10 protein-coding genes are annotated in these 15,561 nt (G+C 70.9%); 6 read left to right on the top strand and 4 right to left on the bottom strand.

What is annotated here, in order from left to right; all coding sequences use genetic code 11:
• Positions 1-48: 48 nt before the first annotated feature.
• The 3 genes from D451_RS0109380 to D451_RS0109390 all read left to right on the top strand — a co-directional run bounded on the left by D451_RS0109380 (position 49) and on the right by D451_RS0109390 (position 4,170).
• Positions 49-723, top strand: coding sequence for an amino acid ABC transporter permease (locus D451_RS0109380; RefSeq protein WP_014908179.1), 675 nt, complete (start codon positions 49-51; stop codon positions 721-723).
• Positions 720-1,805: an amino acid ABC transporter permease gene (locus tag D451_RS0109385; protein WP_017534206.1), complete on the top strand. Its 1,086-nt coding sequence runs from the start codon at positions 720-722 to the stop codon at positions 1,803-1,805. Before D451_RS0109380 ends, D451_RS0109385 begins: the two co-directional genes overlap by 4 nt.
• Before the next feature lie 247 nt (positions 1,806-2,052).
• Positions 2,053-4,170, top strand: coding sequence for a S9 family peptidase (locus tag D451_RS0109390; protein WP_017534207.1), 2,118 nt, complete (start codon positions 2,053-2,055; stop codon positions 4,168-4,170).
• Between the two features lie 117 nt (positions 4,171-4,287).
• Here the strand turns inward: D451_RS0109390 and D451_RS0109395 are convergent, their stop codons facing one another.
• The 3 genes from D451_RS0109395 to D451_RS0109405 form a co-directional block, all read right to left on the bottom strand.
• Positions 4,288-4,878, bottom strand: a complete 591-nt coding sequence (locus D451_RS0109395; protein ID WP_017534208.1) for a regulatory protein RecX — start codon at positions 4,876-4,878, stop codon at positions 4,288-4,290.
• Complete coding sequence (gene recA, locus D451_RS0109400) at positions 4,871-5,992, bottom strand: recombinase RecA (RefSeq protein WP_014911524.1); 1,122 nt, start codon at positions 5,990-5,992, stop codon at positions 4,871-4,873. Before recA ends, D451_RS0109395 begins: the two co-directional genes overlap by 8 nt.
• 155 nt (positions 5,993-6,147) lie before the next feature.
• A complete protein-coding gene (locus D451_RS0109405) occupies positions 6,148-6,342 on the bottom strand; it encodes a DUF3046 domain-containing protein (protein ID WP_014908780.1) in 195 nt (64 codons plus the stop codon).
• 123 nt (positions 6,343-6,465) lie between these two features.
• Here D451_RS0109405 and D451_RS0109410 point away from each other — a divergent pair, with 123 nt between their 5' ends.
• Together D451_RS0109410 and D451_RS27020 are read left to right on the top strand one after the other, a co-directional pair.
• The gene (locus D451_RS0109410; RefSeq protein WP_026124945.1) at positions 6,466-10,983 is read left to right on the top strand and encodes an ATP-dependent helicase; all 4,518 of its coding nucleotides are present in this window, start codon (positions 6,466-6,468) and stop codon (positions 10,981-10,983) included.
• Between the two features lie 62 nt (positions 10,984-11,045).
• A complete protein-coding gene (locus tag D451_RS27020; RefSeq protein ID WP_051067458.1) occupies positions 11,046-12,665 on the top strand; it encodes a serine/threonine-protein kinase in 1,620 nt (539 codons plus the stop codon).
• Positions 12,666-12,738: 73 nt separating this feature from the next.
• On the opposite strand, the gene D451_RS0109420 is transcribed toward D451_RS27020, so the two are convergent.
• Positions 12,739-13,953, bottom strand: coding sequence for an ROK family transcriptional regulator (locus tag D451_RS0109420; RefSeq protein ID WP_014911477.1), 1,215 nt, complete (start codon positions 13,951-13,953; stop codon positions 12,739-12,741).
• Positions 13,954-14,207: 254 nt separating this feature from the next.
• Here D451_RS0109420 and D451_RS0109430 point away from each other — a divergent pair, with 254 nt between their 5' ends.
• Entirely contained in the window at positions 14,208-15,491 is a 1,284-nt protein-coding gene (locus tag D451_RS0109430; RefSeq protein ID WP_014910123.1) for an extracellular solute-binding protein, read from the top strand.
• Positions 15,492-15,561: the final 70 nt, after the last annotated feature.

A 15,561-nucleotide genomic window follows, 5' to 3' on the forward strand; every position in this document is an offset into this window, starting at 1 on the left:
CGGGGCCGCCCCCGGCCCCGCCGCTCGGCCCTTGACCGGCTGGGGCCCATGGAAGCCTTTCTCAGCAATATCGACAGGGTTGTCGACGGTTTCTCATGGACCGTCCGGCTGACCCTCTTCAGCGCCTTCTTCTCGTTCGTCCTCGGTGTGGTGCTCACCGCGATGCGGGTCTCCCCCGTACCGCTGTTGCGCACGTTGTCCACCGTCTACGTCGAAGGCATCCGTAACAGCCCGCTCACCCTCGTCCTGCTCTTCTGCGGCCTCGGCCTCAACAGCGCGATGGGGTTGAGCCTGGCCGACTCCGTGGCCTGGGACGTGTTCTGGTGGGCCGTCATCGGTCTGTCCGCCTACACCTCCTGCTTCGTCTCCGAATCGCTGCGCGCCGGTATCAACACGATCCCGGTGGGCCAGGTCGAGGCCGCCCGTTCCCTGGGTCTGACCTTCACCCAGAACCTGCGGCTGATCGTCATCCCGCAGGCGCTGCGCACCGTGGTCGGCCCGCTGGGCAGTGTGCTCATCGCTCTGATCAAGAACACGACCGTCGCCTCCGTCGCGGGGTTGGGCGTTCAGGAGGCGTCCCGCCAGATGAAGCTGATGTTCGACCAGGGCATCGCCCCGGTCCTGCCGACCTTCGTCGGCTTCGCGATCGGATTCCTGATCCTGACCCTGCCGACCGGTTACTTCTTCGGCTGGCTCGCCAAGCGTGTGGCGGTGGTCCGATGAGCGCGCAGGCGGTTCTCTTCGACGTCCCGGGTCCCAAGGCCCGGGCCCGCAACAGGATCTACTCGGTCCTCAGCCTGCTCCTGATCGCGAGCGGCCTGGCCGCCATCTACCTGGGTTTCAACCGGACCCTGGTGATGGTGTCCTCTCCGGGCGACCTGACGAACACGGCGATCTGGGCGGTCAACCCGAGCGGCCAGTGGGCCGCCGATCGTTGGGCGCCGTTCATCGACCCCTCCACCTGGACCAACTACGTCCTTCCGGGTCTGATGAACACCCTGACCGCCGCGCTGATCGCCTCGGTGCTCGCGGTGATCTTCGGTCTGGTCTTCGGTATCGGCCGGCTCTCCGACCACTGGTGGATCCGTATCCCGGCCGGGGCCGTCGTGGAGTTCTTCCGCGGCATCCCGCTGTTGATGCTGATCTTCTTCACGATGGCCATCCCCATCGTGATGAACCAGGTGTTCGGTCTGCCGCCGGCCCAGTTCCAGGTGACCGCGCTGGCGGCCGTGGTGACCGGTCTGACCCTGTACAACGGTTCGGTGCTGGCCGAGGTGTTCCGCGCGGGCATCAACGCGGTGCCCAAGGGACAGACCGAGGCCGCGCAGTCCATCGGTATGACCAAGACCCAGACGATGTGGACGATCCTGATCCCTCAGGCCGTCACCTCGATGATGCCCGCGATCGTGGCCCAGCTCGTGGTCCTGCTCAAGGACTCGGCCCTGGGTTACATCATCGCCTTCCCGGAGCTGCTGCGTAACTTCACGCTGGTGGCCACCCGGGAGAACAACGTCATCCCGGCGGCGATCGTCTGCGCGATCATCTACATCGTCATCAACCTGTCGCTGAGCCGTCTGGCGATCTGGTTGGAGCGTCGCAACGCGCGGCGGGGCAAGCCCTCCGCCAAGGCCACCGCCGCCGGCGGGGCCCCGGTCGCCGTGAACGGCGCGGCCGCGACCCCCACCGGTGACGAGGCGGCCGGGGCCGCTCCCTCGGAGCCCCGGAACGAACCGCTCCCCGACACGGAGGAGCGGGACGGACGGGACGACGACGGAACGGACGGCGACGGCTCCCAGAAGAGCTGAGTCCGCCGGAACCGACCTTCCCGAAGGCCCCGGCGAACCACGCTCCGAGCGTGGTTCGCCGGGGCCTTCCTCTATGGGGCGGCCCCTCATCGGGCATGGCCCCGGGAAGGTCGGGCGTTCCGGTCGCTCACCGGGCCCGTGGCCCGATGCGGCCCCGGAGACCGGTGATCCTGACTGCACAAGGCGGCCTCCCTGGCATTAAGGTCGATATGTCATCTGAAAGCACTCGACCCTTCCTGAGCGGGACATGTCTGAACTGTCGAGCCCCCACGGCTCCTGGCCCTCGCCCATCAGCGCCGGTGACGTCGCCCGAGGAGTGCGCCTTCCCGCCTACCCGTCCGTTCGGGGCGACGAGGTGTGGTGGGAGGAGTACCGCCCGGACGAGGACGGCCGCACGACCCTGATGCGGCGGGACGCGGACGGGACCGTGCACGACCTTCTTCCCCCCTCCTGGAGCGCGGGCACCAGGGTCCACGAGTACGGAGGACGCTCCTACCTCCCGGTCCCCCGCCGTGACGACAAGGCCATCCCCCGAATGGGCGTGGTGTTCTCCGCCCGTGAGGACCAGCGTCTGTATCTGCTGGAGCGCGGCGCCAAGGAACCCGTCCCGCTCACCCCCGAACCCGCGATCCGGGCCGCCGTACGCTACGCCGACCCCGCCCTGTCCACGGACGGCAGGCACGTGTTGTGCGTGCGAGAGGAGCACACCGACGGGGAGGTCCGCCGCTCCATCGTCTCGGTCCCCCTGTCCGGCCGAGGCGCCCAGACCCCCTCCGCCGTTCGCGAACTGGTCTCCGGGGCGCGCTTCTACGCCTCCCCTTCCCCCTCCCCCGACGGCCGGCACCTGGCCTACGTGCGTTGGAACCACCCCCGGATGCCCTGGGACGGTACGGAACTGCGCGTGGGAGAGGTGACCGACTCCGGGCTGATCGGGGAGTACACCCTCAAGGGCGGGGTCGACGAGTCCGTCCTCTCCCCCGTCTGGGCCGACGACGAGACCCTGTACCTGGCCTCGGACTGGCCCGGGTTCTGGAACCTCTACCAGGCCGGGCTGAAGGGTCAGGCCATCGCCCTGTACCCGGCCGAGGAGGAGTTCCACGCGCCCCCGGGCCGCCTGGGCTCGCGCTCCTTCTGCGTACTGGACTCGGGACGTCTGGTGACCCTGCACGGGGACGTCTCGATGAGCCCGAGCGTCTACGACCCCGACACTCTGGACCTGACCGGGATCTCCACCGAACTCACCTCCTGGTCGCAGGTGGACACCGACGGGACGAGCGTGGTGGCCGTGGCCGCCTCCGCCGACACCTCCCCCTGCGTCGTCCGGCTCGACCCGGAGCGCCGGAGCGTGGAGGTCCTGCGTCGTTCGATGACCGAGGGCCCCGACCCCGCCTACCTGCCGACCCCGATCCAAGAGACCCTCCGCGGACGCTACGGGGCGACCGTGCACGCCAACGTCTACCCTCCCACCCACCCGGACGTCACCACCGAGGGACCGGCCCCCTACGTGGTGTGGGCCCACGGTGGCCCCGTGAGCCACGCGGGTCGGGAACTCGACCTGGTCAAGGCCTACTTCACCAGCCGAGGGATCGGCGTGGTGGACGTGAACTACGGCGGTTCCACCGGGTACGGGCGCTCCTACCGTCGCCGCGTCAACAAGGAGTGGGGCGTCGTGGACGTGGCCGACTGCGAGGCCGCGGCCCGCGCCCTGGTCGAGCGCGGCGTCGCCGACCCCGAACGTCTCGCCATCCGAGGCCCCAGCGCGGGCGGATTCACCGCTCTCTCCGCGGTGACCGGCGACACCTTCGCCTGCGGGGTCTCCTATTTCGGGGTGACCGACCTCCTGGGACTGACCCGGACCACCCACGATTTCGAGTCGCGTTTCCTGGACAGCCTGGTGGGCACCCTCCCCGGCTTCGTCGAGACCTACCGGGAGCGGTCGCCGATCAACCGGGTCGACGAGATCGACGTACCGGTCCTGCTGCTCCAGGGCCTGGACGACCCGGTCGTCACCCCGGACCAGGCCTTCCGCATGGCGACCGGTCTGGGATCGCGCGGCGTACGGCACGCGCTCTTGGAGTTCGAGGGAGAGGCCCACGGGTTCCGCGGTGAGGAGGCGCGCGTGCGCTCCCTGGAGGCGGAACTCGCCTTCTACGGCGAGGTGTTCGGGTTCGAGACGGACGTGCCGTCCCTGGAATTGAGCACCGTCCCGCCAGAGCCCCGGGTCGAGAGGGCCGAGGCGACGACGGACGAGGCTGTGGGTGAGGACGAGGAGGACGATCTCCCCGTCGCGGAACGACTTCCCGAGGTCACCCCGGCCGCCGGGGTCGACGCCGAGACCGGAGAGCCCGCGCGGCCTCGGGAGTGAGAACGTTCGGGCCCGTACGGGCCCGACGAACCGAGGGCATGCGCTCGGTGGCCGCTTCGGCCCGTGTCCACACGGGCCGGGAGCGCTCGGGCCGCCGCGAGGGGTGGAGCGGCCTCCTCACAGGTCCGGGTCGGCGAGGAGGTCGCTCTCCTCGCCCTCGGCCTCCAGCTCCTCGCGGACGAGGCGATAGGACATCCCCGCCGGATATCCCTTGCGGGCCAACGCCCCCAGGGCACGTCGGATCCGTACCTCCTGGTCGCGCCCCCGGGTGCCGGCCAGTTTCTTACGGGCCAGGGCCCGAGCGGCCTCCCGCTCGTCCTCGTCGTCGATCTCGGCGACCGCCTCCCGTACGGTCTCCTCCTCCACGCCCCGGGTGCGCAGCTCTCTGGACAGAGCACGACGGGACAGACCACGGCTGTGGTGTCGGGAGGAGACCCACCCGCGCGCGAAGGCCGCGTCGTCGATCAGCCCGGCCTCCTCGATCCGGTCGAGGACCCGCGTCACGACCTCCTCCTCGTAGCCCCGACGGTGCAGGGAACGGTCGAGTTGGGCGCGGGTGCGCGGAGAGTGCGTGAGCATACGCAGGACCAGGTTCCGGGCCTTGTTCTCCATGTCCTCTCCGGACGGGCCCGCGGGCCCGTCCGGGGGCTCGTCGGCGTTCACCGGATCCCGTCCGGTGCGGTCGGACGACCGTCGCCGCTCAGGCATCCGTCGCGGGCGCCTTCGCGGTCTTGACCGTCGTCTTCTTGGCCGGAGCGGCCTTGGTGGCGCTCTCCTTGGCCGGTTCGGTCTTGACCTCGTTCTCGGGGCCGGAGGCGCTGTCGTCGCCCGAGGGCACGCCCAGCTTCTCCTTGATCTTCTTCTCGACCTCGTTGGACATGTCGACGTTCTCGCGCAGGAACTTGCGGGCGTTCTCCTTGCCCTGTCCCAGCTGGGTGCCCTCGTAGGTGTACCAGGCGCCCGACTTGCGCACGATGCCGTGCTCGACACCGAGGTCGATCAGGCTGCCCTCACGGGAGACCCCGACACCGTAGAGGATGTCGAACTCGGCCTGCTTGAAGGGCGGCGCGACCTTGTTCTTGACCACCTTGACCCGGGTCCGGTTGCCGACCGCGTCGGTACCGTCCTTGAGGGTCTCGATCCGACGCACGTCCAGACGGACCGAGGCGTAGAACTTGAGCGCACGTCCGCCCGAGGTGGTCTCGGGGGAGCCGAACATGACTCCGACCTTCTCGCGAAGCTGGTTGATGAAGATCGCGGTGGTACCGGTGGAGTTGAGCGCGCCGGCGATCTTGCGCAGCGCCTGCGACATCAGCCGGGCCTGGAGACCCACGTGGCTGTCGCCCATCTCACCCTCGATCTCGGCCCGGGGCACCAGGGCCGCCACGGAGTCGATGACGATGATGGAGATGGCGCCGGAGCGGATGAGCATGTCGACGATCTCCAGCGCCTGCTCACCGGTGTCGGGTTGGGAGAGGAGGAGGTCGTCGGTGTTGACGCCGATCTTCTTGGCGTACTCGGGGTCCAGGGCGTGCTCGGCGTCGACGAAGGCGGCGATACCGCCCTGTTTCTGGGCGTTGGCCACCGCGTGCAGCGCGACGGTGGTCTTACCGCTCGACTCCGGGCCGTAGATCTCCACGACCCTGCCCTTGGGCAGTCCTCCGATGCCCAGGGCCACGTCCAGCGCGATGGCGCCGGTGGGGATCGCCTCGATCGGCGGGCGGTCGTCGTCGCCCAGGCGCATGACGGAGCCCTTGCCGAACTGCCGCTCGATCTGCGCGAGCGCTGTTTCGAGAGCCTTGTCTCGGTCTCCAGAAGCCACGGGATTCCCCTGTTGGGTCGATGCTTTCTTCTTCATGATGCGCATGACGCTACGCGCTCGGTACGACAATCGCGACGCTCAACGTCCGCTCTCGGTGCACCCACCCTACCCGAACTCCTGTTCGATTCAGGGCCGGCACGCCGTGCCTTCTCCGTTCAGCGGGCCGTCGCGGGGAGGTCGAACGCGTCGCACACGGCACGCCAGACCTCCTTGGCCGCGATCCCGTCGGCCAGGGCACCGTCGACGGTGCGCGAACCGAGCCCCTCGATCACGTAGTCCTTGGCCAGACTGTGCGCGTAGGCCTCGCCGAACTGCTCGTACATGTTGTTCCAGAAAACGGTGAGTCTCATCGGCCCCAGTATGGGTGATCGCCGCCCCCTCACGGAGGTCGTCCACAGGACGGATCGCGTCGCTTCGGGAGGCGGGCGTGTCCTCGCCCCCGTTCCGTCACCGGTCTTGGGCAGACTGACCGGATGACCGATGTGACCGATCCCCTGGCACCCTTCGGCCCGGCGACGCGGACCTGGTTCGAACGGGCCTTCCCCTCCGGCCCCACCCCGGCCCAGGCCGAGGCCTGGGCCTCGGTGTCCCGAGGCCTGGACACCCTGGTGGTGGCCCCCACCGGTTCGGGGAAGACCCTGTCGGCCTTCCTGTGGGCCCTGGACCGGCTGTCGCACACCCCTGTGCCGGAGGAGCGTTCTCACCGGTGCCGGGTGGTGTACGTGTCCCCGCTGAAGGCCTTGGCCGTGGACGTGGAGCGCAACCTGCGCCGCCCCTTGGCCGGGATCGCGGAGGAGGCCGAGGCGTCGGGCGAGTCGTTGTCCCCGGTGACCGTGGGCGTCCGCACCGGGGACACCCCCGCCCGGGAGCGCCGCGCGTTGGCCTCGCGCCCGCCGGACGTCCTGATCACCACGCCCGAGTCCCTGTTCCTGGTGCTGACCTCCAAGGCCCGGGAGGGGTTGGCGGGGGTGGAGACGGTCATCGTCGACGAGGTGCACGCGCTCGCCGGGACCAAGCGAGGGGCCCACCTGGCGTTGAGTCTGGAGCGGCTGGGCGCCTTGACGGAACGTCGTCCCCTGCGGATCGGTCTGTCGGCCACGGTCCGCCCCCGTGAGGCCGTGGCCGGGTATCTGGGCGGGGCACGGATCGTCGCCCCGCCGGACACTCCGAGGATGGAGCTGAGGGTGGAGGCCCCGGTCCCGGATCTGGACGAGCCGGGCGGCCCGCCCTCCCCGTCCGAGGGGGCGACGTCAGACGCCGGGGCACGAGGGTCGGTATGGCCGCACGTGGAGCGCCGGGTGCTGGACCTGGTGGAGGCGCACCGCTCCACCATCGTGTTCACGAACGGTCGCCGCTCCGCCGAGAGACTGTGCGCCCGCGTCAACGACCTGTACGCCGAACGCGTCGGCGCGACCCTGCCCGTCGAGGAGGTCGCCGCGCTGGTCTCCGGACAGTCGGGGCAGGGCCGGGGAGGAGAGGCCGTCATCGCCAGGGCCCACCACGGGTCGATGTCCAAGGCCGAGCGGGCACGGATCGAGGACGACCTCAAGGCGGGCCGGCTGCGCTGCGTGGTGGCCACCTCCAGTCTGGAACTGGGGGTGGACATGGGCGCCGTCGACCTGGTGGTGCAGGTGGGCGCTCCCCCGTCGGTGGCGAGCGGTCTGCAACGGGTGGGGCGCGCCGGCCACCACGTGGGCGAGGTGTCGCGCGGGGTGTTCCTGCCCACCCATCGAGGCGATCTGTTGGCCTCCGCCGTGATCGCCGGTCGGATGCGCGAGGGCGGGATCGAACGCCTGGAGGTGCCGCGCGATCCGTTGGACGTGCTGGCGCAGCAGATCGTGTCCATGGTGGCGATGGACGACTGGACGGTGACGGATCTGGCGGCGTTGGTACGCCGGGCCTCTCCGTACGCGGACCTGTCCGATCGGGTTCTGGACGCGGTGCTGGACATGGTGTCGGGGCGTTACCCGTCGGACGAGTTCGCCGAGCTGCGCCCCCGTCTGGTGTGGGACCGGGAGGAGGGGATCCTGCGGGCCCGCCCGGGGGCCCAGCGACTGGCCGTGATCGGCGGCGGGACGATCCCGGACCGGGGGCTGTACGGGGTGCACCTGGTATCGGACGGGTCGGGAGGGGCTCCCACCAGGGTGGGCGAGCTGGACGAGGAGATGGTGTACGAGTCGCGGGTGGGCGACGTGTTCGTCCTGGGTTCGTCCTCCTGGCGGATCGAGGCGATCACCGCCGACCGGGTCCTGGTCTCTCCGGCGCCGGGGCGACCGGGGCGGCTGCCGTTCTGGAAGGCCGACACCACGGGGCGTCCCGCCGAGCTGGGCCGCGCGGTGGGGGCTCTCGCGCGTGAGCTGGGTTCCCGGTCGGAGGAGGAGGCGCTGACGCTGGCCGGTGAGAGCGGGGCGGGCCCCTGGGCCGCGGAGAACCTCGTGGCCTACGTGGCCGAACAGCGCGAGGCCACGGGCGAGGTCCCCGACGATCGCACGGTGGTGATCGAACGCTTCCAGGATCAGGTGGGCGATTGGCGCGCGGTGGTGCACTCCCCCTGGGGCGCCCGGGTGAACGGGCCGTGGGCGATGGCGATCGCCGCCGGGCTCCGGGAACGGTTCGGAATCGACGCGCGGGTGGTCCACGGTGACGACGGGATCGTGCTGAGCCTTCCGGACGTGGCCGAGGGCGGGATCGGCCGTCTCGGCGAGCTGGTGGACCTGGTGTCCCTGGACCCGGAGACGGTGGAGGGGACCGTCGCCGAGGAGCTCACCGGGTCGGCGCTGTTCGCCTCCCGGTTCCGCGAGTGCGCGGCGCGGGCCCTGTTGTTGCCCAGGCAGAGGCCGGACCGTCGGATGCCCTTGTGGCAGCAGAGGTTGCGGGCCGGGCATCTCCTGTCGGTGGCGGGACGGTACGGATCGTTCCCGATCGTGTTGGAGACGGTCCGCGAGTGCCTGCGCGACGTGTTCGACGTACCGGCGTTGACGGAGCTGTTGACCGACCTCCGGGCGCGACGGATCCGTGTGGTGGAGGTGCGCACCCCTCGGGCCTCTCCTTTCGCCCGGACGTTGTTGATGGAGTACACGGCCGCGTTCCTGTACGAGGGGGACGCCCCCGCGGCGGAGGCGCGGGCCCAGGCGCTCACCCTGGATCCGTCGTTGCTGCGGGACCTGTTGGGCGGCGCGGATCTGCGGGAGCTGTTGGACCCCGAGGTCGTGGAACGCATCGACGGTCTGTTGCAGCGGACCGCCGCCCCGGTGCGGGACGAGGAGGGGACGGCCGACCTGCTGCGCGAGGTCGGACCGTTGAGCGACGAGGAGGCCGAGGCCCGAGGGGTCCGCCGGGAGTGGCTGCTCGATCTGGAACGGGCCGGACGCGCGGTGCGCGCGAGGGTGGCCGGGGTGGAGCGCTGGTGCGCGGTGGAGGACGTGGCCCGTCTGCGCGACGCCTTGGGAGTCCCACCGCCTCCGGGGGTGCCCGAGGCGTTCCTGGAGCCGGTGGAGGCCCCGCTGCTCGACCTGGTCTCCCGGTACGCGCGCACGCACGGACCGTTCACCGTGGAGGAGGCGGCGTCCCGGCTCGGGGCGGAGGACGGCGTGGTGGAGGAGGCCCTTCGGACCCTGGAGGATCGAGGTCGGCTGTCCCGGGGCGGGTTCCGGCCCGGCGGTTCGGGGACCGAATGGTGCGAGGTCGACGTGCTGCGCCGGTTGCGGCGCGGGTCGATCGAACGGTTGCGTCGCGAGGTGGAGCCGGTCGCGCCCGAGGCGTTGGCGACGTTCGTCCCACTGTGGCAGCGGGCCGCTCCGGGCGAGCGGTCACGCGGTCCGGACGCGGTGTTCGAAGCGGTGGAGTCGCTGAGGGGGACCCCTCTGGTGGCGTCGAGCCTGGAGTCCCTGGTGCTGCCCGCCCGTGTGGAGGGGTACGTCCCGGCGGAGTTGGACGCCCTGACCCAGGCGGGAGAGGTGCTCTGGGCCGGCGCGGGGTCGTTGCCGGGCGGGGACGGGCGGCTGATGCTGTTCCCCGCCGAGGACGCCCCGTCGCTGACGCCCGAACCCGTCCCGCCGGAGGAGGGGTCGATGACGGCGACCGTCCTGGAGGTCCTGCGGGGCTCGGGGGCCCTGTTCTTCCGGGACGTCGCCGACCGCGCCGCCCGTGCGTCGGGGGGTGCGTCGGTCTCCGACGCCGACCTGGTGGCGGCCTTGTGGGAGCTGGTGTGGGCCGGATGGGTCACCAACGACACCCTGGCCCCGCTGCGCGCGTCGTCGGGTTCGGGCCCCGTGCCGAGGCGTTCGTCCTCGCGCGGGCGTCGACGTCCGACGTTGCCGACCCGTTCGGGCCCTCCCACCGTGGCCGGGCGTTGGTCGTTGCTGCCCGCCCCCGACCCGGACCCGACCCGGCGCGTACTGGCACGGGTGGAGTCCCGGCTGGAACGCGACGGTGTGCTGGTCAAGGGGCGGCAGGGCCAGGGGTTCACTTCGGACGAGTATCGGGTGCTGCGCTCCCTGGAGGAGGCGGGCCGGGTCCGTCGGGGGTACTTCGTGAAGGGTCTGGGCGGGGCCCAGTTCGCCCTTCCCGGAGCGGTGGACCGGCTGCGCGCCTCGTCCCGCGAGGCGTCGGACGGGGCGTTGGATCCCGTGGTGCTGGCCGCCTCGGACCCGGCGAACCCGTTCGGCGCCGCACTGCCCTGGCCCGAGGCCGCCCGGAGCGGGGAGGGCGGCCGTCCGGGGCGCAGCGCGGGGGCCGTGGTGGTGATCGACGGAGGTCGGCCCACCCTGTACCTGGCGAAGGGCGGGCGGACGGCCACGACGTTCGGGGCCTCTCCCGAGGCGTTGGTCCGGGCGACCCGAGCGGTGGCCGGGCTGATCGGCGAGGGCTCGCTGGAGTCGTTGACGGTGGAGCGTGCCGACGGCGGGGAGGTGTTCGGCACCCCGTTGGACGCCGCTCTGGTGGCGGCGGGTTTCCACGTCACCCCCAAGGGGCTGCGGATACGGCGTTGATCGTCGAGGTGGGCCGGGCTCCGGAGGAACGACCCGAAGGTCCTGTTTGAGAGAATGGGCCCATGACCCCCACAGATCCCTTCGATCCCCGGCGTCCGACCGAGGACCTCTCCCGCTCCGGGCGGCAGAGGTTCACCGACCGTTACGAGATCCGTGACGAGCTCGGCAGCGGCGCCATGGGCACGGTGTGGCGTGCCCACGACACCCGGCTGGACCGCGAGGTGGCGATCAAGGAGGTCCACCTCCCCGACGGCATGCCCCCTCGTGAGCGTGAACGCGCCCGGGCCCGCATGATCCGCGAGGCCAGGGCCGCCGCCCGCGTCCCCCACCCCTCGGTGGTGACCGTGCACGACGTGCTGGAGGTGGACGGGGTCCCCTTCATCGTCATGGAGCTGCTGTCGGGCGAGTCTCTGCGCGACCGTCTGGCGCGGTCGGGTCCTCTGTCCGAGACCGAGGTCGAGCGGATGGCCCGCCCCTTGTTGGGCGCGCTGTGGGCGGCCCACCGGGTGGGGGTGGTCCACCGCGACGTCAAGCCCGCCAACATCATGCTGGTCGACGGCGGGACCCGCCCCGTGCTGACCGACTTCGGCATCGCCAACCTGCCCGACCACGGCGGGACCGCTCTGACCGGGACGGGGACCGTGCTGGGGACCGCCGCCTACGCGGCGCCCGAACGGTTGGAGGACGAGGACGCCGGTCCGATCTCGGACCTGTGGAGTCTGGGCGCCACCCTGTTCGCCGCGCTGGCCGGAGAGTCGCCCTTCAAACGGGAGACTCTCACCTCGACGCTCACGGCCGTACTGACCATGCCGATTCCACCGCCGCCCGCCCGGGGGCGATTGTCGGAGGTGGTCTCCGGTCTCCTGGCCCGTGACCCCCGTGCGCGTCTGGTGCCCGAGCGGGCGCTGGCCCTGCTCGACTCCCCCACCCCGAGCACGTCGCCGACGCCGGTGCCGCCGCCTCCGAGCGGGCGCCGTGACCTCCGGGCCCCGTTGTGGATCGGTTCCGTGGCCCTCGTGCTGCTCTCCCTGGGCGGCCTCACGGCCTGGAGCCTGCTCCCCGATCGGGAGGCGGAGGGCGAGGCCGCCGTCGACGTCTCGGACGTGGAGAGCCCCTCCCCCACCCCGTCGGCTTCGGAGGAGGTGGGCACGGTGTCACGTGAGGACGTCCCCGAGGGGTTCGTCCGGTTCCGGGACCGGAGGGTGGAACTGCTCGTCCCCGAGGACTGGGAGGCACGGGAGGCCGAGCAGGAGGGCGCCTCGGGGAACACCCGACTGGCGGGGTACGAGTTCGACACCGGGGTGGAGACGGGCACGGCGACCGTCCTCGTCAACCGCTACGACCTTCCCCTCTACGACGCGGAGGCCGCCGTGCTCCGTATGGAGGAACTGCTCGAGGGGGACGATTCCTTCGACGAGGTCGAACGATTGGCGCTGGACGTGACCCCCGAGCGGGACGGTGTCGACAGCGCCGTCTACGAGGTGCTCTTCCGCCACGAGGAACGTGAGGTCCCGGAGCGCTGGATGTTCACCCGGGAGATGACCCGACACGGCGGGAGCATGTCCTACAGGGTCAGCCTCAACTTTCCCGCGGAGCTGCGCGAGGAGTACCGGGACGACTTCGAGGTCGTGCTGGACTCCTTCACGCCCCTCACCGACGACGAGGGCGACGAGACCGAGTAGACGCACGACCGCGCCCCGGCGGGTGAGGAGGGCCGGGGCGCGGGAACGTCGTGGATCCTTCGGTTCGCTCCTCTCAGACGGTGGAGGAGAAGACCTCTTCACGGGCGCGCTCCAGGCCGTGCAGCAGGGCGCCGCGCACCACCGGACTGCCCTGGACCGACCCCAGGGCCACCTCGGGGGTGTTGGGGGCTATACGGGCGGTGGCGGCCTGGACCCGTTCGGCGAGCTTGGCGCCACCGGCCATGGCCACGTCCCCGCCGAGGACGACCAGGCCCGGGTCGATGATCACGCTGACGGCGGCCACACCTCGGGCGAGCCGTTCGGCGAAGGCGTCGAGGAAGGCGTCGCCCTCGGGGCTGTCGGAGGCCGCGGCCCGCGCCACCACCTCGGTGACGTCGTTCCCGGTGAACCCGTGCTCCGCGGCGAGCCGGACCACCTGCTTGGCCTTGACCAGGGCCTGGAAGCCGTGGGGGAGGTCGCGGTCGCCCGCCTCCTGAAGCGACTCGTATCCGCCGGTCAGGCCCACGTCGCTCGGCATGGGGGCGCCGGGAACGGGCAGGTAGCCGATCTCTCCGGCACCGCCGGAACGGCCGCGGTGGATACGGCCGTCGATCATCATGGACATGCCGACGCCGCCGGCGGCGCTGAGCCAGATGAGCACGAACTCGTCGTAGCCGACGGCGGCGCCCTCGGAGTGCTCGGCCAAGGCGGCCAGGTTGACGTCGTTCTCCAGCATGACCGAGCGGGCGAGGTCGGTCCTGAGGGTCTCCAGTACCCCCTCGTGCCAGGACATGAGGTCGAAGGAGAAGCGGATGTCGCCGGTGCGGGGGTCGACGACGCCGGGGGTGCCGATGACGCAGGCGCGGACCTTGTCGAGGGGGACCTTGGCGGAATCGACCAGACGCATCACCGCGGTGTGGACGAGGGAGACGGGGTCGTCGGAGGTCGTGGGGTCGACCGAGACGTCACTGATGATGCGGCCGGTGATGTCGGCGATGGTGGCGGTGACCCGACTCGCGCTCACGTCGAGGACGGCCACATAGGCGCTTTCGGGGACGACCGCGTAGAGGGCCGCGTTGGGTCCGCGTCCGCCCGCCCGGCTGCCCACGACCCGGACGAGGTCGCGTTCCTCCAGACGGGCGAGGAGTTGGGAGGCGGTCACCTTGGACAGCCCCGTCCTCGTACCGAGTTGAGTCCTGGTCAAAGGTCCGCCGGACAGCAGTAGTTCCAGCGCCGCTCGATCATTGAGCTGGCGCAGCAGCCGGGGAGTCCCCGGACGTTGAGACATAACCGTGACACCTCACCCTGTTTTTATTAGGAAAGTTTCCTGTTAATTTAACTCACAACCTCACAGGAGGTCACGTCCCGGCAGGTCCGTGATGGTTTCGGACCCCGGTTCCCGCGCCGGCGGGGCGATCAGGAAGTGCTGTCCCAGCACACCCCCAACCAGTTGTCGAGGCACTCGGATCCGTCCATGATCCCAGGCCGCCTCGAGCACAGGCGCCGGACTCCGGCGCGACGTGCGAAGGGAGATAGGTTCACATGAGGTTTCCCAAGATCGCCCTGGCCTCGGCCGTGGTGATGCTGGCGGCCGCCTGCGGCGGAGGTTCCGAGGACGGAGGGTCCGGAGGGGCACCCGACAGCCTGACCGTGTGGGTCATGGGCACCGCCCAGGACGAGCTGGTCAACTACTTCGACGACGCGGAGAGCCGATTCCAGGATCTCTACCCCGGCACCTCGGTCAACGTCGAGTTCATCCCCTGGGGCGACGCCCAGGAGTCCATCACCAACGCCATCGCCGGCGGTGACGCCCCCGACGTCCTGGAGGTCGGCAACGACCAGGTCTCCAGCTGGGCCTCGCAGGGCGCCCTGCTCGACATCGGCGAGTACGTCGACGAGTGGGCCCCCTCCAAGGACATGGACCAGGAGGCCTTGGAGTACGGGACCTACAACGGCGTCCAGTACGGCGTCCCGTGGTTCTCCGGCGTGCGCACCCTGTACTACCGCTCCGACTGGCTCGAGGAGCTCGGTCACGACGCCCCCGAGACCTGGGACGAGCTGCTCGAGGTCTCCCAGGCCATCGAGGAGGAGTACGGCGTTCCCGGATTCGCCGCCCCGACCGACTTCACCAACGGCATCGCCAGCTTCATCTGGGGCAACGGCGGCGAGATCGCGGTGCAGGACGGCGAGGAGTGGACCGGCCGACTGACCGACCCCGCCACCGTCGAGGCCGTGGAGTTCTACGCCGACCTCACCGCCGAGCACGAGATCTCCCCGCAGAGCTACGTCGGCGAGAACGAGCTCGTCCCGCTGGCCGACATGGCCAACAGCCAGGTCGGCATGTACATCGACGGCGGCTGGGCCCTGGGCTCCATGGAGGAGCAGGCCGAGGACCCCGAGGTCCTGGAGAACATCGCCTCCGCCCCGATCCCCGGCGCCGACGGCATCGCCCCGGTCTTCGCCGGCGGTTCCGCCCTGACCGTCTTCGGTCTCACCGAGCACCCGGAGCAGGCCTTCGACCTGCTGGGCGTCCTGGGCGACCAGGAGGGCGGCAAGGCCTACGCCGACGTCGCGGGCTTCTTCCCGGCCTACCCCGAGCTCCTCGAGGCCGACGAGTACCAGAACGACCCCGAGCGCGCCGCGGCCGCCACCAGCATGCAGAACACCCGTTTCTTCCCCAGCACCCCTCGCTGGAACGCCGCCGACCTGGACAACAAGATCCTGCCCGGCGCCGTGCTGGACATCGTCCGGGGCGGAGACCCCGAAGAGGTGTTGGAGGCCGCCAACGAGCAGCTCACCGACATCCTCAACGAGCCGGTCGAGTAACGGCCGCTTCCGTCCTCGCAGAGCCGTGACGGGCGGGCCCGGATCCGAGCCCGCCCGTCACGGGCGACCC

Source organism: Nocardiopsis alba DSM 43377, from assembly GCF_000341225.1.
GTDB classification, from domain to species: Bacteria; Actinomycetota; Actinomycetes; order Streptosporangiales; family Streptosporangiaceae; genus Nocardiopsis; species Nocardiopsis alba.

Bases quoted from the DNA above. Each gene is read 5' to 3' on its own strand.
- D451_RS0109380 (WP_014908179.1), top strand. From the start codon at position 49: ATGGAAGCCTTTCTCAGCAATATCGACAGGGTTGTCGACGGTTTCTCA.
- D451_RS0109385 (WP_017534206.1), top strand. From the start codon at position 720: ATGAGCGCGCAGGCGGTTCTCTTCGACGTCCCGGGTCCCAAGGCCCGG.
- D451_RS0109390 (WP_017534207.1), top strand. From the start codon at position 2,053: ATGTCTGAACTGTCGAGCCCCCACGGCTCCTGGCCCTCGCCCATCAGC.
- D451_RS0109395 (WP_017534208.1), bottom strand. From the start codon at position 4,878: ATGCCTGAGCGGCGACGGTCGTCCGACCGCACCGGACGGGATCCGGTG.
- D451_RS0109405 (WP_014908780.1), bottom strand. From the start codon at position 6,342: ATGAGACTCACCGTTTTCTGGAACAACATGTACGAGCAGTTCGGCGAG.
- D451_RS0109410 (WP_026124945.1), top strand. From the start codon at position 6,466: ATGACCGATGTGACCGATCCCCTGGCACCCTTCGGCCCGGCGACGCGG.
- D451_RS27020 (WP_051067458.1), top strand. From the start codon at position 11,046: ATGACCCCCACAGATCCCTTCGATCCCCGGCGTCCGACCGAGGACCTC.
- D451_RS0109420 (WP_014911477.1), bottom strand. From the start codon at position 13,953: ATGTCTCAACGTCCGGGGACTCCCCGGCTGCTGCGCCAGCTCAATGAT.
- D451_RS0109430 (WP_014910123.1), top strand. From the start codon at position 14,208: ATGAGGTTTCCCAAGATCGCCCTGGCCTCGGCCGTGGTGATGCTGGCG.